The organism is Oleomonas cavernae (genome assembly GCF_003590945.1).
GTDB classification, from domain to species: Bacteria; Pseudomonadota; Alphaproteobacteria; order Zavarziniales; family Zavarziniaceae; genus Zavarzinia; species Zavarzinia cavernae.
The window spans coordinates 852,697-869,890 of record NZ_QYUK01000011.1; the positions used below are offsets into that span (position 1 = coordinate 852,697).

16 protein-coding genes and 1 pseudogene are annotated in these 17,194 nt (G+C 67.2%); 13 read left to right on the plus strand and 4 right to left on the minus strand.

Features of this window, described 5'->3' with window-relative positions:
• The first annotated feature begins 31 nt into the window (after window positions 1–31).
• The 4 genes from D3874_RS07715 (at window position 32) to D3874_RS27885 (ending at window position 3,698) form a co-directional block, all read left to right on the plus strand.
• On the plus strand, window positions 32–490 hold the full coding sequence (locus tag D3874_RS07715) for a DNA polymerase III subunit chi (RefSeq protein WP_119777565.1): 459 nt from the start codon (window positions 32–34) through the stop codon (window positions 488–490).
• A gap of 102 nt (window positions 491–592) precedes the next feature.
• The gene (locus D3874_RS07720) at window positions 593–2,647 is read left to right on the plus strand and encodes a flavin-containing monooxygenase (protein ID WP_119777566.1); all 2,055 of its coding nucleotides are present in this window, start codon (window positions 593–595) and stop codon (window positions 2,645–2,647) included.
• Between the two features lie 175 nt (window positions 2,648–2,822).
• On the plus strand, window positions 2,823–3,434 hold the full coding sequence (locus D3874_RS07725; RefSeq protein WP_158595889.1) for a hypothetical protein: 612 nt from the start codon (window positions 2,823–2,825) through the stop codon (window positions 3,432–3,434).
• Window positions 3,435–3,446: 12 nt separating this feature from the next.
• On the plus strand, window positions 3,447–3,698 hold the full coding sequence (locus tag D3874_RS27885) for a hypothetical protein (RefSeq protein WP_147385563.1): 252 nt from the start codon (window positions 3,447–3,449) through the stop codon (window positions 3,696–3,698).
• Here D3874_RS27885 and D3874_RS30110 read toward each other — a convergent pair.
• Window positions 3,638–5,512: pseudogene (locus D3874_RS30110) on the minus strand (ABC-F family ATP-binding cassette domain-containing protein). The gene D3874_RS27885 and the pseudogene D3874_RS30110 sit on opposite strands and share 61 nt — an antisense overlap.
• Window positions 5,513–5,629: 117 nt before the next feature.
• Between D3874_RS30110 and ndk the strand changes: the two are divergent.
• The 3 genes from ndk to D3874_RS07745 all read left to right on the plus strand — a co-directional run bounded on the left by ndk (window position 5,630) and on the right by D3874_RS07745 (window position 7,019).
• Window positions 5,630–6,052, plus strand: coding sequence for a nucleoside-diphosphate kinase (gene ndk, locus D3874_RS07735; RefSeq protein WP_119782202.1), 423 nt, complete (start codon window positions 5,630–5,632; stop codon window positions 6,050–6,052).
• A 127-nt stretch (window positions 6,053–6,179) separates the two neighbouring features.
• A complete protein-coding gene (locus D3874_RS07740) occupies window positions 6,180–6,452 on the plus strand; it encodes a hypothetical protein (protein WP_199698987.1) in 273 nt (90 codons plus the stop codon).
• Window positions 6,453–7,019 (plus strand): type II toxin-antitoxin system VapC family toxin, encoded by a 567-nt coding sequence (locus D3874_RS07745; protein ID WP_119777568.1) that lies wholly within the window; start codon window positions 6,453–6,455, stop codon window positions 7,017–7,019.
• On the opposite strand, the gene D3874_RS07750 is transcribed toward D3874_RS07745, so the two are convergent.
• Genes D3874_RS07750 through purM form a run of 3 tightly spaced genes read right to left on the minus strand, consistent with a single transcriptional unit; the run spans window position 7,013 to window position 9,691 of the window.
• Window positions 7,013–7,930, minus strand: a complete 918-nt coding sequence (locus tag D3874_RS07750; RefSeq protein ID WP_233560174.1) for a transglycosylase SLT domain-containing protein — start codon at window positions 7,928–7,930, stop codon at window positions 7,013–7,015. The genes D3874_RS07745 and D3874_RS07750 overlap by 7 nt on opposite strands.
• A 31-nt stretch (window positions 7,931–7,961) precedes the next feature.
• Window positions 7,962–8,552 carry a phosphoribosylglycinamide formyltransferase gene (gene purN, locus D3874_RS07755; protein WP_199699266.1) on the minus strand — a complete coding sequence of 197 codons (591 nt, stop codon included), beginning with the start codon at window positions 8,550–8,552 and terminating at the stop codon, window positions 7,962–7,964.
• A gap of 53 nt (window positions 8,553–8,605) precedes the next feature.
• A complete protein-coding gene (gene purM, locus D3874_RS07760; RefSeq protein ID WP_147385565.1) occupies window positions 8,606–9,691 on the minus strand; it encodes a phosphoribosylformylglycinamidine cyclo-ligase in 1,086 nt (361 codons plus the stop codon).
• Between the two features lie 178 nt (window positions 9,692–9,869).
• On the opposite strand from purM, the gene D3874_RS07765 reads away from it, so the two are divergent.
• Genes D3874_RS07765 through ppx form a run of 6 tightly spaced genes read left to right on the plus strand, consistent with a single transcriptional unit; the run spans window position 9,870 to window position 17,175 of the window.
• On the plus strand, window positions 9,870–11,054 hold the full coding sequence (locus D3874_RS07765; protein ID WP_158595892.1) for a DUF2066 domain-containing protein: 1,185 nt from the start codon (window positions 9,870–9,872) through the stop codon (window positions 11,052–11,054).
• An 18-nt stretch (window positions 11,055–11,072) separates the two neighbouring features.
• The gene (locus tag D3874_RS07770; protein WP_119777572.1) at window positions 11,073–11,624 is read left to right on the plus strand and encodes a CDP-alcohol phosphatidyltransferase family protein; all 552 of its coding nucleotides are present in this window, start codon (window positions 11,073–11,075) and stop codon (window positions 11,622–11,624) included.
• Entirely contained in the window at window positions 11,621–12,709 is a 1,089-nt protein-coding gene (locus D3874_RS07775; RefSeq protein WP_119777573.1) for an AI-2E family transporter, read from the plus strand. Before D3874_RS07770 ends, D3874_RS07775 begins: the two co-directional genes overlap by 4 nt.
• Complete coding sequence (locus D3874_RS07780; protein WP_119777574.1) at window positions 12,702–13,403, plus strand: P-loop NTPase family protein; 702 nt, start codon at window positions 12,702–12,704, stop codon at window positions 13,401–13,403. The genes D3874_RS07775 and D3874_RS07780 overlap by 8 nt, the downstream gene beginning before the upstream one ends.
• 57 nt (window positions 13,404–13,460) lie before the next feature.
• Window positions 13,461–15,650 carry an RNA degradosome polyphosphate kinase gene (locus tag D3874_RS07785; RefSeq protein ID WP_119782205.1) on the plus strand — a complete coding sequence of 730 codons (2,190 nt, stop codon included), beginning with the start codon at window positions 13,461–13,463 and terminating at the stop codon, window positions 15,648–15,650.
• A gap of 13 nt (window positions 15,651–15,663) precedes the next feature.
• Window positions 15,664–17,175, plus strand: a complete 1,512-nt coding sequence (ppx, locus tag D3874_RS07790; protein WP_119777575.1) for an exopolyphosphatase — start codon at window positions 15,664–15,666, stop codon at window positions 17,173–17,175.
• Window positions 17,176–17,194: the final 19 nt, after the last annotated feature.

Sequence of the window (17,194 nt, forward strand, 5' to 3'; positions counted from 1 at the left end):
CGGAGAGGGCTTGCATCTCGCGGGGTGACCAATGCCTGACGTCTCTTTCTACCACCTTGAATCCCGCCCCCTCGAATGGGCCTTGCCGCGTCTCCTGGCCCGTGTCGTCGACAGCGGCCTGAAGGCGGTGGTGGTCACCGGTGTGCCGGAACGCCTGCCGTCCCTCGATTCAGCCCTCTGGACCTATGACGACCAGGCCTTCCTGCCCCATGGGCGTGCGCCGGACGACAACGCCGCCCACCAGCCGGTCTGGCTGACCGCGAGACCCGACGACAGGCCCAACGCCGCCACCATCCTGGTCCTGGTCGACGGCGCCAGCCCGCCCAGCCTGGACCTCGCCGGCTTCGACCGCTGCCTCGACATGTTCGACGGCAACGACGAAGTGGCGCTCGCCGCCGCCCGCGCCCGCTGGACCGCCTTCAAGCAGGCCGGCCACACGCTCGCCTACTGGCAGCAGAGCGGCGACGGGAAGTGGGAGAAGAAGGCCTGATGAAATCCCCTTGCCACGAAACCTGACTCCTGCGTCATAATTTGCCCAAGCAAGAACGATCGGCCGGGCAACGACCCGGACCGGCACAAGGGAGGGTTCAAGATGGGCGATCCGGCGTTCAAGCGGGCGGACCAGGGCTTTGGCGACGACCGGGCCATCGAACAGGCGCTGGAATCGGCGCATATCCCCTCGCTGGTTCTGGCACTGGTCCATCTGACCGGTGATGTCTCGCTGCTGACCCAAGTGCCGCGGCCGGTCTACGACTTTTTCGGCGACGGGCAGGGCAGCCTGGCCCCGGACGTCCAGGCAACGGTGCGCGCTCGGGCCGCCACGGCGCTGAAAGCCCTGCGCGACGGCGCGCCGCTGCCGCCCCTGCCGCCGGCCGACACGATCCGCCGGATGATGGATTTCATCGCCGGCGTCGACATTCCCGAACACTACGTGTCCTTCCTGATGGAGGAACTGGCGATCGGCGGCGGCAAGCCCCGCGCCAGCGCGCCCGAGATCAATGTTCCGGCCAGCGCCAAGGCCCGGTTCCGCGTCGTCATCATCGGTGCCGGCATGTCGGGCATCCTGGCGGCGATCGAATTGCAGCAGTCGGGCATTCCCTATGTGCTGGTCGAGAAGAACGCCGATTTCGGCGGCACCTGGTTCGAGAATTCCTATCCCGGCTGCCGGGTCGATACCCAGAACCACCTCTATTCCTATTCCTTCGAGAACAACCACGACTGGCCGCAGTTCTATTCCAGGCGCGGCGTGCTCTACGGCTATTTCCAGCGCATCGCAGCCAAGCACGGCCTGGCCGCCCATACCCGCTTCGAGACCACGGTCGACGAGGCGGTCTGGGACGAGGCAAGCCGTCGCTGGCAGGTGCGCGTCCGCGACAAATCGGGTCATGCCGAGGTGATCGAGGCCAGCGCGGTGATCAGCGCGGTGGGCCAGCTCAACCAGCCCAAATTCCCCGACATCGAAGGCCGCGACAGTTTCCAGGGCGAGAGCTTCCACTCCGCCCGCTGGAACCACGGCGTGACCCTCGAGGGCAAGCGCGTCGCCGTGATCGGCACCGGCGCCAGCGCCTTCCAGTTCGTGCCCGAGATCGCCGCGGGCCTCGAGAAACTCTTCGTGTTCCAGCGCTCCGCCCCCTGGCTGGGGCCGACGCCGGAATATCACGAGGATGTGCCGGCGGGCAAACAATGGCTGCTCGAACACGTGCCCTATTACCGGAGCTGGTACCGCTTCTACCTGTTCTGGCTGATGACCGACGGCGTGCTCGACGCCGTGCGCATCGACCCCGCCTGGGATGGCGGCCCGCAGGCGGTCAGCGCGCTCAACGAGGAACTGCGCCTGGCGCTGGCCGGCTACATCGCCATGCAGATAGAAGATCCCGGCCTGCTGGCCAAGGTAACGCCCGACTACCCGCCCGGCGGCAAGCGCATGCTGCGCGACAACGGCACCTGGCTCAATGCCCTCAAGCGCGACAATGTCGAGGTGATCGACGAGCGCATCGCTCGCATCACGCCGACCGGTATCGTCACCGCCGCTGGCCGGGCGGTGGATGTCGACGTGATCATCTATGGCACCGGCTTCCACGCCAGCGACTTCCTGCGCACGTTCAAGGTGAAGGGGCGGGGCGGGGTCGACCTGCACGACCAGTGGAATGGTGACGCCCGGGCCTATCTCGGCATCGCCATGCCGAACTTCCCCAACCTGTTCAGCATCTACGGCCCCAACACCAACATCGTGGTGAACGGCAGCATCATCTTCTTCTCCGAATGCGCGGTGCGTTACATCGTCGGCTGCGTGAAGCTGCTGCTGGAAGGCGGCTACGCCGCCATGGAGGTCCGCCCCGACATGCACGACGCCTTCAACACCCGCATCGACGCCGCCAACGCCGGCATGGCCTGGGGCGCGCCGCAGGTCTCGAGCTGGTACAAGAACGCCAAGGGCCGCGTCTCGCAGAACTGGCCGCTGGCGCTGGTCGACTACTGGAACATGACAAGACGGCCCGATCCGGACGATTTCGTGTTGACCACGCCCGGCCCGCAATGGATCCCGGATCAGGTCCGGGATGACGACATGGGGGAGGCTGGCGCTCGGTTCTACAGGGCGCGACCTCCCCGGATTTTCGCTCTCTTCATGTCGTCATCCCGGACTTGATCCGGGATCCATCGGGCCGTCGCGTGATCTATCCGAACGGACTCGACAATCGAAATTTGGAGTCTCCCGTTCAAAGCGGCGAGGTCATTCAGATCGACGATTGGGTATAGAGCCGCGCCCGGATCCGGATAGTTTTGTGCTCGTACAGAGAGTGAGTATTCTCAGGCTTCTCCAATTGCTGGCGGGCACGATGACCTTCAACTGTCGATCCAAAATGGCTGCAGCGGCCATCGCAGCACTTCTCTCTGGAGCAGTTTCAGCCCAGGCGGACGATGCGAAGGACACGATATCGACCATGCTGGAATTCGGATTGGTCGGGACGTGGGCCGTCGACTGCGGGGAGCCGCCGTCGAAGCGGAACCAGTATCTTCGCTATGTTGTCGACTCGCCTATTGGCCCGCATATCACCAATAACAGTGGGGCGGGCGAGTACGTGGGGACGCTGATCGTGTCGGCCACCCGGTTAGCGCCAGATCGGATCGGGTTTGCGACGACGGCGTCTGATGACCAACAGCGACTCGGGGCAAGTGAAGTCATCAAGACGCCACAAGGGAAGATCAAATCCATAGAGGCGGTCATCACCGCACATGGCATCGCGAAAGAGATTATCCGCGATGGTCATTGGCTTGGGGATGGGCGACCCACCGTTGAAATGGAGCGGTGCGACGCGCTGCCCCAAGGGCCTGACGCTCGATATCAAGGACTCGACATCGAAGAACAAAAGGTGAAGATTCCTGTTGCGCGCGACGTCAGATCATGTGAGAACAAAGAAAGAACATTGATCTGAGGGAACCGGCAAATGGTGGCAGCGCGCTTCGATCGGGTGATGGCTTGGCTGGCTTGGGCGTGCCGCCCGGCACTGGTTCTGTTCCCGCTGCTCATGGTCTGCGAGATCGCCGGCCTGGTGCCGACAGAGGTCACCATTCCCTTTGCCGTGATGGCGGCGGTGCATGCCGCGGGGCGGAAGGCCTGGCTCGCCGCCCGCCGGGATCAGGAAGCCGCTTCCAAGACTTCCTGGGCTTCCAGCCATTCTCTTTCCGCGGCTTCCTGAGCGCGGGTCGCCTCGGCCCGCTTGCGGCCCAGTTCGGCCAGCCTGGTGGCGTCGTTGAAGTTCTTGGGATCGGCCAGCGACACCTCGATCTGGGCCAAGTCCTTGCCCAGTTTCTCCATCGTCGCTTCCAGGGTCTTGATCCTCTTGACCAGCGGCGCCCGGGCGTCGCGGGCCCTGGCCGCTTCGCGGCGGGCCTCGCGCCGATCGGCGGCCGACATGTCGCCGCCCGCGAGTTTGCTGGGGCCGCTCTCGAAGGCGCCGGCCAGGACCTGGCGGCGGTAGTCCTCCATGTCGCCGTCGAAGGCGGCGACGGTGCCATGGGCCACCAGCCACAGCCGGTCCGCGCAGGCCTCGATCAGGTGGCGGTCGTGGCTGATCAGGATGACGGCGCCCGGGTAGTCGTTCACCGCCTCCACCAGGGCCTCGCGGGCCTGGATGTCCAGGTGGTTGGTCGGCTCGTCGAGGATGATCATGTTGGGCTCGTCGACCGCCATCATGGCGAACAGCAGCCGCGCCTTCTCGCCGCCCGACAGGCGGCCCACCGCGGTCTCGGCCAGTTGCCCGCCGAAGCCGAAGGCGCCCAGGCGGCTGCGGATCTGCGTGGGCGTGCCCGCGGCAGCAGGTCCGACATGTGCTGGATCGGCGTCTCGCCCAGGCGGAATTCGTCCTGCTGGTGCTGGGCGAAGAAGCCGGGGCGCAGCTTGGGCGCGCGGTGGACATGGCCGCCGGCGGCCGCCAGGCGGCCCGCGATCAGCTTGGCGAAGGTCGACTTGCCGTTGCCGTTGGAGCCGAGCAGGGCGATGCGGTCATCGGGGTCGATGCGCAGATTGAGGTGGCGCAGCACCGGCGGCCGGTTCTCATAGGCGACCGAGACGCCGTCCAGGTGATGATGGGGGCGCCAACTCGTCCTTGCAGGGGAAGCGGAACACCACCCGCGTCTCGCCCGGCAGTTCCGGCAAGGGTTCCATCCGCTCGATCATCTTCATGCGCGCCTGGGCCTGCTTGGCCTTGGAGGCCTTGGCGCGGAAGCGGTCGACGAAGCTCTGCAGGTGCTTGCGCGCCGCGTCCTGCTTCACCTTCTGGGCTTCCAGGTTGGCGATCTTCTCGGCCCTGGTTTTCACGAAGCGGTCGAAGCCGCCAGCATAGAGGGTCAGCTTGCCCTGGTCGAGGTGCAGGATCGAGTTGACCGCCTTGTTCAAGAGGTCGCGGTCATGGCTGACGATCACCAGGGTGCGCGGGTAGCGGGCGAGGAAATCCTCCAGCCACATCGTGCCTTCGATGTCGAGATAGTTGGTCGGCTCGTCCAGCAGCAGCACGTCCGGTTCGGCGAACAGCACGGCGGCCAGCGCCACGCGCATGCGCCAGCCGCCGGAGAAGCTGCCCATCGGCCGCAACTGCGCCTCGGCGTCGAAGCCAAGGCCGGCCAGGATGCGCTGGGCCCGCGCCGGGCCGGCATGGGCACCGATCGCTCCCAGGCGCTCGTGGATCTCCGCCAGCCGTTCGCCGTCCGTCTCGGTCTCCGCGTCGGCCATCAGTTGCGCGCGTTCCTGGTCGCCGGCCAGCACCACGTCCAGCGGCGTCTCGTCGCCGCCCGGCGCCTCCTGGGCCACGGTGCCGAGTTTGGCGCCGCGTTCCAGCGAGATGTCGCCGTCATCGGCATGGGCCTGGCCTAAGATCAGGCGCAGCAGGGTGGATTTGCCGGCGCCGTTGTGGCCGACCAGGCCGACCCGGTGGCCGGCGGGCACGAAGGCCGAGGCGCCGTCGATGATGACGCGCCCGGCAATGCGGTAGGTGAGGTTCTCGATCCGTAACATGGGCGGGCTATTAGCACGTGCAGCACAAGTGACAAAGCACCACGGTTGCCACACAGGCCTGCCTCGGCTACAAGGCGCCCGACTTTACCAGCCCCCTTAGACCAAATGGAGCCGATCATGGCCGTCGAGCGCACCCTGTCGATCATCAAGCCGGACGCCACCCGCCGCAACCTGACCGGCAAGGTCAACGCCAAGTTCGAGGACGCCGGCCTGGCGATCGTCGCCCAGAAGCGCGTCCAGCTCACCAAGGCCCAGGCCGAGGGCTTCTACGCCGTGCACGCCGCCCGGCCGTTCTTCGGCTCGCTGGTCGAGTTCATGATTTCCGGCCCGGTCGTCGTCCAGGTCCTGGAAGGCGAAGGCGCCGTGGCCAAGAACCGCGAAGTGATGGGCGCCACCAACCCGGCCAATGCCGCCGAGGGCACCATCCGCAAGGAATTCGCCGAGTCGATCGAGGCCAACTCGGTCCACGGTTCCGACAGCGCCGAGAACGCCGCGATCGAAATCGCCTACTTCTTCGCCCAGACCGAAATCGTCGGCTGAAAGCGGATTTCTTCGCAACTGACGGGGCCGCCTTGTGCGGCCCCGTTTCATTTGAGGGCCTTGAAAAGCGACGGTCTGCGGCGCATGTTCAACACACATGAAAATTTGTTGAACGAAGGTATCGGCGATGGCCAAGCCAGCCCCCAGCATCAGCAAGGAGCGTTTCGAGGCCGTCATGCAGGCTGCGGAGCAGGCGGGCCTGCTGCGCGACAAGAGCGGGCGGATCGCCGGCAGGGTCAGCCCGGTGCTGGTCGAGCAAGCGAAGCGGCTGACCGGCATCAAGACCGATACCGACCTGATCGAATTCGCCCTGGCGTCGATCGCGCTTGAAGACAATTTCGTCGAAGTCTTCAAAAAATCCCGTGGCACGGTGGATCCAACATTGAAGCTCGGCTACTGAGTGCCAGCCTTCGATTTCGAGGCGGCGCGGCGCTGGGCCCGCTTCGATCGGCGAAAGACGCTGGCACGACGAGCCGATGAAGACCTTCCCTTCATTCGGGTCGATGCGCTGGGCGGGCAGGCATTGTTGTTCGATACCTGCGTCTATATCGACCAGATGCGGAACCGCGCTCCTCGTCTGCTGGACGACCTCATCGAGAGGTCTCAAGTCGGTCATTCAACCGTCGCCATTCAGGAATTGATGCACAGTGTCGGCGCGCTCGATCCCGCCGATCCGCGAACCGCGGGTGTTGCGGCCGAAATCGGCAAGCAGATCGCGGCCATGCCGCCGCACCGGGTCTTCACCCCCGATGCCGATGTCCTGGGCCGGGGCGCGCTGCTCTCGGGCATCCTGTGCCGCCTTCAGGGTTACGAGAAGGACGGCAGGCTGCGCGCCTTGCAGGATTGTGTATTGTTCCTCCAGGCCCGGAAGCTGGGGCTCGCGGTGCTGACCGCCAATGTGGCGGACTATGACATCCTGCTTCAGTTGGTGCCGGCGGGGCGGGCGCTGTTCTACCGGGCTCACTGACGGGCTGGCTGCGGCACCACGAAAATATCCTGACGCGGCGTGGCCGGCTGCGGTCCCCCGTCCTGTCTCAGGTAGTAGGCGGTCCAGGCATTGACCGCGTCGACGTAAGGCTGGGTTGCCGGGATCACCTTGGCAGAGCCGGGCTTGCCCACGCGCGAGCCGCCGTTGTAGTGGCTCAGCGCGATGTCGACCGAGCCGTAGCGGCTGATCAGCGCGCCCAGGAATTTCACCCCGGTGCGGATGTTCACCCGCGCATCCCACAGCGTGTCGGGGTCGAGGCCGAATTCGCCCCGTGCCGTCGCCGGCATGATCTGCATCACGCCGCGGGCGCCGGCGGGCGACAGGGCATTCGACCGGAAGCCGGACTCGACCTTCGCCACCGCCCGCGCCAGGGCATAGGAGACGTTGGAATTGCGCGTCTCCTCCTCGATTATCTTCAGGATCTCGGCCACTTGTGCTGAATCGGGCGGCGGTGCGGTCCGCGGCACGATGACATCGGTCGGGGCCTGGGGCGGTGGCGGCCTGGTCGCCTCGGCGATGACATAGGACAGCACCGCGGGATCGAGTTGCGCGCGCTCCACCGTGTTCATCGCCTGGTAATAGCGATAGGCGATCTGGACGCCGTCGGGCAGGCCCAGCAGGTAACTGCGCAAATACCATTCGAAGGCCAGCGGCGGGTTCTGCTCCAGCACCGTGCCGGTGCCCAGCATCCAGGCGATCGCCTCGGCCGAGCGGGCATCGCCGCCCTGGGCCGCGTCCAGCATGACCTGCGCGTCCTCCAGGTCGGCCTTGCCCAGGCGCAGGTCGGTGAAGGCCTGCACCAAGCGGGCGCGGCCGGTCGCGGCCTGGGCCGGCAGCGCCGCCAGCACGGACAGGGCGAGGGCGATCGCAAGGGCCCGCTGTTTCGTCATGGTCACGACGAATACCCGGGCCATCTTGACGTCAGGTTAAGGTAACGGCGGTCCAGGCGTCGCCGTCATAGACCGTGCGGCCGCCGTCCAGCCGCGCACGGCCCGCGGCGACCAGGGCCACCGCGGCAGGGTAGAGGCGGTGTTCGGCCGCCAAGGTCCGGGCCGCCAGGTCGTCCGGGCCCTCGCCGGGGACGGCCGGGACCACGGCCTGGCCGATGATCGGCCCCGCATCCATGTCGGCGGTGACGAAATGCACGGTGCAGCCGGAAAAGCGCACGCCGGCGGCCAGCGCCTGTTCGTGCACATGCACGCCCTTGAACGAGGGCAGCAGGGACGGGTGGATGTTGATCATCCGGCCCAGCCATTTCAGGGTGAACTGCGGCGTCAGCAGGCGCATGAAGCCGGCCAGCACCACCAGTTCGACGCCGGCCGCCTCGAGCGCTGCATCCAGCGCCGCATCGAAGCCGGCACGGTCCTTGTAACCCTTGTGGTCGATCACCAGGGTCGCCACGCCGGCCGACGCGGCGCGTTCCAGGCCGACGGCGCCCGGCCGGTTCGACAGCACCAGGACGATTTGTGCCGGATAGTCCGCGGCCACGGCCGCGTCCAGCACGGCCGCCATGTTGGAACCGCGGCCCGAAATCAGGATCGCGGTGCGCCGGCGCGGGGCAGCGCTCACGATACCGCCCAGGTCTCTTGCTGGCCCCAGCAGCCGGCCGGCCCGATGACCGAGGTCTGGGAGGCGCCGGTGCGCTCGACGATGCGGCCGACGATGCCGACGCTTTCGCCCGCCTCGTGCAGGACGCGCAGGGCCGCTTCCGCCTTGTCCGGCGCCACCACCGCGATCATGCCCAAGCCGCAGTTGAAGGTGTTGGCCATCTCGGCCGCGTCCAGGCGGCCGACCTGCTGCAGCCAGGCCAGCACCGGCGGCAGGCTCCAGCGCGCCGCATCCAGCTCTGCCGCCGCCTTATCGGGCAGGACGCGGGGCAGGTTGCCGATGATGCCGCTGCCGGTAATATGGGCATAGGCCTTGACCAGGCCGGTGCGATGCGCGGCCAGCGGCCCCTTCACATAGATCCTGGTCGGGGTCAGCAGGCTCTGCCCCAGCGTCTTCCCCGGCTCGAACGGGCTCAACTGGTCATAGGCATAGCCTTCGCCCTCGACGATGCGGCGGACCAGGGAATAGCCGTTGGAATGCACGCCGCTGGAGGCGATGCCGATCAGCAGGTCGCCGGGTACCACGTCGCCGCCGGTGAGCAGCTTCGAGCGCTCCACCGCGCCGACGACGAAGCCCGCCAGGTCATAGTCGCCGTCCTGGTAGAGGCCCGGCATCTCGGCCGTCTCGCCGCCGATCAGGGCGCAGCCGGCGATCTCGCAACCCTTGGCGATGCCCTTGATCACCGCGGCGGCGTCATCGACCTTGAGCTTGGACGAGGCGAAATAATCGAGGAAGAACAGCGGTTCCGCCCCCTGGACCACCAGGTCGTTCACGCACATGGCGACCAGGTCCTGGCCCACCGTATCGTGGATGCCGGCGGCGATCGCGACCTTCAGCTTGGTGCCGACCCCATCGGTCGAGGAGACCAGCAAGGGATCGTCATAGCCCGCGGCCTTGAGGTCGAAGAGGGCGCCGAAACCGCCCAGCCCGCCGATGACGCCGGGACGAAGGGTCGCCTTGGCGGCCGGCTTGATCGCCTCGACAAGGGCATCGCCCGCCTCGATATCGACGCCCGCGCCGCGATAGGTATAGCCGCTGCTCATGACTCGCCTGGATAGAAGCAATGGGCCCAAAGGGCCGGAAGCCGGGACCATACTGCAATCGCGGGCATTCTCAAGGGGCGGGGCCGCGCATATGCACGCAGCCAGGGCTTGCCGCCCTTGTCGCGCCACCTTCTGCCGCTATAGTCGCCGGACCATGCACCTTCATCCTGGACCTGTCATGCCGCTTTTCCGCCTGGTGATCCGGCTCGTCTTCGTTGGCCTGCTGGGCGCCCTTGCGCTGTCGGCGCCCGCCCGGGCCGAGGGCTATCTCGTCGAGGGCGTGGCGGGGCAGGCGATGGCGGCCGACCCGCTGGCGGCGCGCGATGCCGCAACGTCCAAGGCCCAGCGGGACGCGCTCGAAATGCTGCTGAAGCGGCTGGCGGCGCCGGGCACCGAGGGGCGCCTGCCGACGGTGACCGACCAGTTGGTGTTCAAGACCATGCAGGGCTTCGAGGTCCAGCAGGAGAAGACGACGGCGACCAGCTATTCCGCGGTTTTCACCGTCGAGTTCCGCCGCGAGGCGATCGACCGGCTGCTGGCCAACGCCGGCGTCGACTATGTCGAGGCGGCGGGCAAGCCGGTGGTGGTGGTGCCGCTGCTGATCGGCTCGGACGGCATCGCCCGCCTGTGGGAGGACGATAACGGCTGGCGCCAGGCCTGGGATCGCCGCCCGGCGGGGAACGATCCGCTGCGCATGGTGATTCCCTTGGGCGATCTGCCTGATCTTCAGACGCTGACTGCCCAGGCGGCCCAGCAGGGCGACGGCGGGGCCCTGGCCGTGCTGGCGGCGCGTTACGAGGCCGACGGCAGCATCGTCGCCACCGTGCAGCAGAGCGGGGCGGGCATCACCGTAACCGCCGCCGATCCCGGCCAGCCGCCGTTCTTCACCTCGACCTACCCGGTCGGCGCCGACCCGGCGGCGGCCTACGACAAGGCGGTGACCGCGGTGGCCAACGCGATCCAGAATCGCTACCGCACTCTCAATGCCGTGCCGGCCGGCCCGGTGGTCAGTCTCGAGGCCAAGGCGCTGTTTACCGACCTGCGCGGCTGGCGCGATCTGAAGGCGGCGATCGAGGGCACCGCCGCGGTGAAGAAGGTCAGCGTCCGCCGGCTGGTGGTGGGCGAGGCGACCATCGCCATCGAATACCAGGGCGATCCGGGCAGCCTGCGCGAAGCCCTGGCCCAGCGCGGCATCGCGCTCGAAAATACCACCACCGGCTGGCAGGTGCGGGCCGGCCTGCCTTCGACCACCGCGGTGCCCTACACGCCCGCGACGCCCGGCCAGGCGCCGGTGACGCTTTCCCCCTTGCCGGGCAGTGGGGCGCCGGGCGGCAACGCGCCGCCTGACCTGCTGTTCGAATGAGGTAACCAGGCCGGATAGATGGTCAATCTGGCCAATCTCATCACGCTCGGTCGTCTGGGATCGGTGCCGGTCATCGTCTGGCTGCTGCTCGACCAGCGCTATGTCACGGCCTTCTGGCTGTTCGTGATCGCCGGCATTTCCGATGGGATCGACGGCCTCCTGGCCAAGCGCTTCGGCATGGAGACGACGCTGGGCCGCTATCTCGACCCGATCGCCGACAAGGCCCTGCTGGTCTCGATCTACGTCGCCCTGGGGCTTCAGCTCTACCTACCGAAATGGCTGGTGCTGCTGGTGGTCAGCCGGGATCTGCTGATCATCGGCGCCATCCTGCTGGCCGGCGCGCTGGGCCGGCGCGTGGCCATCCGCCCGACCATGATCTCCAAAATCAACACCGTCGCGCAGATCGGCCTGATCGGCTGGGTGCTGGCCCATTTCGCCTTCGGCCTGACCGAACGGGCGGATACGATCACGACGATTCTGATCTGGGTGGTCGCGGCAACCACGGTGGCCTCGTGGTATCGCTATCTGATTATCTGGCTGAACGACATGGCGGGCATGGAGCAGGGATGATGACGGCGCGCAAGCAACTGCTGTTCTGGCTTGTCGCCGTCGCCCTGTTCGCCATCACCCTGTGGGCCCTGTCGTCGGTGCTGCTGCCTTTCGTGGTCGGTATGGCGATTGCCTATCTGCTCGATCCCGTTGTCGACCGGCTGGAGCGCTGGGGCATCGGCCGAACCCTGGGCACGGCCCTGATCATGTTCACCTCCGTGGTCTTTGCCCTGATCGCCTTCGTCGCGCTGTTTCCCTTGCTGCGCGACCAGGTCGTGGCCTTCGGCCAGGCATTGCCCGATCTGATCGCCAAGGCCCAGGAGGTCGGCCAGCAGCTCATCAACGATGTAATGGCCGAACTGACCCGCCAGCAGCGCACCGCCGTGTCCAGCAGCCTGAGCGAGGTCGGCAAGAGCGCCGCGGCGATGGTCGGCGACGTGCTGGGGAAATTGTGGGCGGGCGGGCTGATCGTGGTCGACTTCCTGTCGATCATGCTGATCACGCCGGTGGTGGTGTTCTACCTCCTGCGCGACTGGGAAAAGCTGATCGCCGCCGTCGATTCCTGGCTGCCCCGCCAGCATGTCCAGACCATCCGCGAACAGGCCCGGCTGATCGACCAGGCCCTGGCCGGCTTCGTGCGCGGCCAGGTCGGCGTGTGCCTGATTTCGGGTACGCTCTATGCCCTGGGCTGGACCATCGCCGGCCTGAATTTCGCCCTGATCATCGGCTTGTTCGCCGGTTTCCTGGCTTTCATCCCCTATGTCGGCGGCCTGTTCGGGCTGTCCGTCGCGCTGATCGTCGGCGCCGGGCAATTCGGCCTCGACTGGACGCAACTGGGAATCATCTTTGCCATCTACCTGGTCGTCCAGGGGGCCGAGGGCACGTTCGTGCAGCCCTATCTGGTCGGGCGCAGCGTCGGCCTGCACGACCTGTGGATCATTTTCGCCTTGCTGGCGGGCGGCGCCCTGTTCGGCTTCCTGGGCGTGCTGGTGGCCGTGCCGGCGGCGGCGGCGGTCGGCGTGCTGGTGCGCTTCGCCCTGCACAACTACCTGCGCAGCAGCCTCTATACCGGCGAGCCCGCGCCGGCCGAGGTCGACGGTGAGTGAGCGGCCCGGGGCGGTGCAACTGCCCCTGGACCTGCCGTTTTCCACCGCCCTGGGCCGTGACGACCTGATCGTTCACGGCGGCAACGAAACCGCGGTGCAATGGCTGGCCCGCTGGCCCGACTGGCCGGGCCAGGCCCTGGCGCTGGTCGGGCCGCCCGCCTCGGGCAAGACGCACCTGTCCGCGGTCTGGTCCAGCGATGTCGGCGCCACGGTGGTGCTGCCGGCGGCGCTGTCGAATGCCCTGGTGCCGGCCCTTGCCGGCGGCCCGGTGCTGATCGAGGACGCGGACGCGGTCGGCGACGAGGAGGCCTTCTTCCACCTGATCAACCTGATGCGGGAGGAGGGGGGCAGCCTGCTGCTGACGGCGCGCGCGGCCCCGGCACGCTGGCCCTTGACCCTGCCCGACCTGCGCTCGCGCCTGGGGGCTGTCCCCGTGGCATCGCTGGGCCTGCCCGACGAGGCCACGCTGGTGGCCCTGATCGCCAAGCTGCTGGCCGATCGCCAGCTATCGCTGGAAGCGCGGCTGCTGGACTGGGTGGTCACCCGCATCGACCGCACCCCGGCAGCGGCCCGCAACCTGGTCGCGGCCCTGGACCGCGAGTCGCTGAGCGCCGGCGGCCGGCTGGGCCCGGCCGTCGTGCGCCGGGTGGTGGCGATGTTGGAACCCGCCGGCCCCGCAAGCGACGCGCCATGACAGTGTCATTTTGCTATTGTAGCTTTTGCGCAATATTTCGTTGAGCGTATGGAGGATATGGCCGTGACCGAGAGCGCCGCGAGCAAGACTGCGACCAGCGACCAGCCCGCGACCCCGGCACCGGCCGCCATCCCCGCGGTTTCCATGGACAGTCCCGACCGGTTCATCAACCGCGAACTCTCCTGGCTCGCCTTCAACAACCGCGTCCTGGACGAGGCCTTCAACATCAAGCACCCCTTGCTGGAGCGCCTGCGCTTTCTATCGATTTCGGCCAACAATCTCGACGAATTCTTCATGGTGCGCGTCGCCGGCCTGCGCGGCCAGGTGCGGGCCGGGGTCGAGACGCTCAGCTATGACGGCCTGACCCCGGCGCAGCAACTGGTGGCGATCAATACGACGGCGGCCAAGCTGATGGCCGATCAGCAGCGCTGCTGGATCGGCTTGACCCACGACCTGCGCGGCGTCGGCATCGCCGTCGTGCCGCCCGAGGAATTGACCGCCGACGAGAAGTCCTGGCTCTCGTCGCGCTTCCTCGAGCAGATCTTCCCGGTGCTGACACCGCTCGCCATCGACCCGGCGCACCCGTTCCCGTTCCTGCCCAACCTGGGCTTTGCCATCGTCATGCAGCTCAAGCGGCGGACCGACGGGCAGTTGATGAAGGCGCTGCTGCCGCTGCCCACCCAGATCGACCGCTTCATCCGCCTGCCCGGCGCCGAGATCCGGTTCGTCAGCCTGGAAAATATCGTCGGCCTGTTCTTCGACCGCCTGTTCCCCAACTACGAGATGACCGGGCGCGGCCTGTTCCGCCTCATTCGCGACAGCGACATGGAGATCGAGGAGGAGGCCGAGGATCTGGTCCGCCTGTTCGAGTCGGCGCTGAAGCGCCGGCGCAAGGGCCTGGTGATCCGCCTGAAGATCGACTCGGCGATGCCCGAGGATCTGCGCCGCTTCGTCATCGAGGAACTGGAAGTGTCCCCGGCCGAGGTGGTCGTGGTCGACGGCCTGATCGGCTTGGCCGACACCAGCCAGTTGATCATCGACGACAAGCCCGAGCTGAAGTTCACCCCCTATAACCCCCGATTTCCCGAGCGCATCCGCGACTTCGGCGGCGACTGCTTCGCCGCCATCCGCTCGAAGGACATCGTGGTTCACCATCCCTTCGAGTCTTTCGACGTGGTGGTCCAGTTTCTGCGCCAGGCGGCGGCGGACCCGGCGGTCGTCGCGATAAAGCAGACGCTGTACCGCACCTCCAACGACAGCCCGATCGTCAAGGCCCTGGTCGAGGCGGCCGAGGCCGGCAAGTCGGTGACCGCCCTGGTCGAACTCAAGGCCCGCTTCGACGAGGCGGCGAACATCAAATGGGCGCGCGACCTGGAACGCGCCGGGGTGCAGGTGGTCTATGGCTTCCTGGAGCTGAAGACCCACGCCAAGATCAGCCTGGTGGTGCGGCGCGAGGCCGGGCAACTGGTGACCTATACCCATTTCGGCACCGGCAATTACCACCCGATCACCGCGCGCATCTATACCGACCTGTCCTATTTCACCGCCGATCCGGTGCTGGGCCGCGATGCCTCCTATCTCTTCAACTTCCTCACCGGCTATGCCCGGCCCGAGCATCTGGTGAAGCTGGCCGCCTCGCCCGACACGCTGCGGCCGACCCTGCTGAAGCTGATCGACGAGGAAATCGCTCATGCCAAGGCCGGCCGGCCGGCGCAGATCTGGGCCAAAATGAACTCGGTGGTCGATCCCCAGATCATCGACGAGCTCTACCGCGCCAGCCAGGCGGGGGTGGAGATCGAACTGGTGGTGCGCGGCATCTGCTGCCTGCGCCCCGGCGTGCCGGGCCTGTCGGAAAACATCAAGGTGAAGTCGATCGTCGGCCGGTTCCTCGAGCATTCGCGCATCATCTGCTTTGGTGCCGGCCAGGAATTGCCCTCGGACAATGCCAAGGTCTTCATCTCCTCGGCCGACTGGATGCCGCGCAACCTCGACCGCCGGGTCGAGACCCTGGTGCCCATCCTCAACCCCACCGTGCAGGACCAGATCCTCGACCAGATCATGGTGGCTAACCTGAAGGACGAGGCACAATCCTGGATCCTTCAGCCCGATGGCCAGTTTCAGCGGATCCATGCCAAGGATGGCGGCTTTTCAGCGCACAACTACTTCATGACCAATCCGAGCTTGTCGGGACGCGGCAAGGCGCTTAAGACCGCCGCGGCACCGCGCCTGGTGCTGGACGAATCTTGAACGTCGAGAGCCGATGACGATAGCCGAGGCCGTGGAACCGCGTACGCGTGCAAGCAGAACAGGACGGGTCGGGGTCGTTGACGTCGGGTCGAATTCGGTCCGCCTCGTGGTCTACGAGAGCGTGGGCCGGAATCCCGCTGCCATGTTCAATGAAAAGGTGCTGTGCGGCTTAGGAAGGCGTCTGGCCTCGACCGGCAAGCTCGACGCCGAAGGGGTGAAGACCTCCTTCGCCGCGATCGAGCGCTTTGTCGCCTTGTCCCGGGTGATGGGGGTATCGCGTCTGGAAATCGTGGCCACGGCGGCAGTGCGCGATGCCAGCGACGGGCCCGATTTCGTGGCCCGCGCCGGCAAGATCGCGGGCGCGCCGATCCGCGTGCTCTCGGGCCAGGAGGAAGCCTATTTTTCGGCCGAAGGCGTGCTTTCGGCGATTCCCGACGCCAACGGCCTGGTCGGCGACCTGGGCGGCGGCAGCCTGGAAGTGGTGATGGTCGGCGAGGGCCAGGTGGGTGCCCAGGCGACCCTGCCGCTGGGCCCGCTGCGCCTGATGGAAGCGGCGCAGGGCGATCGCAACAAGGCCAGCGACATCATCGACCAGTCCCTGTCGGGCCTGCCCTGGCTGGACGACCTGCGCGGGCGCACCTTCTTTGCGGTCGGCGGCGCCTGGCGGGCCCTGGCCAAGATCCACATGGCCCAGGTCAGCTATCCCCTGCGCGTGCTGCATCACTACCGCATCCAGCGCGGTGACGTGCGCGATCTCTCCCGCATCATCTCGAACCTGTCTCGCGAAAGCCTGGAGCGGATTTCCGGCCTCTCGCGCCGGCGCCTCGACACCCTGCCGCTGGCCGCCCTGATCCTCGACCGCGTGCTGAAGGCGACCAGGCCCAAGGATGTGGTGTTCTCCTCCTACGGTCTGCGCGAAGGGCTGCTCTACAGCCGGCTGTCGGCGCGGGAGCGGGCGCTGGACCCGCTGATTGAAACCGCCTGCGAGATGGGCGCCCGCATGGGCCGCTTTGCCGAGCACGGCGAGGAAATGGCGCAGTGGACCGCCCAGCTCTTTGCCGACGAGAATGCCGAGGAAGCGCGCCTGCGTCTGGCCACCTGCCATCTCTCCGACATCGGCTGGCGCGGCCACCCGGATTATCGCGCCCAGCAAAGCCTGTTCGAGATCCTGCGCGGGCCCTTTGTCGGCATCGACCATCCCGGCCGCGCCCATGTCGCCCTGGCCATCTATGCCCGCTATGACGGCGACCCCGAGTCAGGCGCCTCGCGCCAGGCCTCGGCCGTGCTGGACGAGCGCCAGATCCTGCGCGCCCGGGTCCTGGGGGCCGCCCTGCGCCTGGGCCATGTGCTGACCGGCGGCACGCCCGGCATCCTGCACGATTGCCCCCTGGTGCTGGGCGACGAGGCCGTCACCTTGAGCCTGCCGCCGCGCCACGCGGCCCTCGATGGTGAAGTGGTCCAGCGCCGCCTCGCCACCATCGGCCGCCTGATCGGCCGCCAGACCAAGGTCGAAATGGCGGCCTGAGGGCCGCCATCGTCGGGGC

What these genes read in the sequence shown, in the direction of transcription:
- ppx (WP_119777575.1), top strand. Translation starts at nt 15,664, where the DNA reads ATGACGATAGCCGAGGCCGTGGAACCGCGTACGCGTGCAAGCAGAACA.
- D3874_RS27885 (WP_147385563.1), top strand. Translation starts at nt 3,447, where the DNA reads ATGGTGGCAGCGCGCTTCGATCGGGTGATGGCTTGGCTGGCTTGGGCG.
- D3874_RS07765 (WP_158595892.1), top strand. Translation starts at nt 9,870, where the DNA reads ATGCCGCTTTTCCGCCTGGTGATCCGGCTCGTCTTCGTTGGCCTGCTG.
- D3874_RS07775 (WP_119777573.1), top strand. Translation starts at nt 11,621, where the DNA reads ATGATGACGGCGCGCAAGCAACTGCTGTTCTGGCTTGTCGCCGTCGCC.
- D3874_RS07715 (WP_119777565.1), top strand. Translation starts at nt 32, where the DNA reads ATGCCTGACGTCTCTTTCTACCACCTTGAATCCCGCCCCCTCGAATGG.
- D3874_RS07785 (WP_119782205.1), top strand. Translation starts at nt 13,461, where the DNA reads ATGGCCGTGACCGAGAGCGCCGCGAGCAAGACTGCGACCAGCGACCAG.
- purN (WP_199699266.1), bottom strand. Translation starts at nt 8,552, where the DNA reads ATGGCGGCCGTGCTGGACGCGGCCGTGGCCGCGGACTATCCGGCACAA.
- D3874_RS07750 (WP_233560174.1), bottom strand. Translation starts at nt 7,930, where the DNA reads ATGACGAAACAGCGGGCCCTTGCGATCGCCCTCGCCCTGTCCGTGCTG.
- D3874_RS07770 (WP_119777572.1), top strand. Translation starts at nt 11,073, where the DNA reads ATGGTCAATCTGGCCAATCTCATCACGCTCGGTCGTCTGGGATCGGTG.
- purM (WP_147385565.1), bottom strand. Translation starts at nt 9,691, where the DNA reads ATGAGCAGCGGCTATACCTATCGCGGCGCGGGCGTCGATATCGAGGCG.
- ndk (WP_119782202.1), top strand. Translation starts at nt 5,630, where the DNA reads ATGGCCGTCGAGCGCACCCTGTCGATCATCAAGCCGGACGCCACCCGC.
- D3874_RS07720 (WP_119777566.1), top strand. Translation starts at nt 593, where the DNA reads ATGGGCGATCCGGCGTTCAAGCGGGCGGACCAGGGCTTTGGCGACGAC.
- D3874_RS07740 (WP_199698987.1), top strand. Translation starts at nt 6,180, where the DNA reads ATGGCCAAGCCAGCCCCCAGCATCAGCAAGGAGCGTTTCGAGGCCGTC.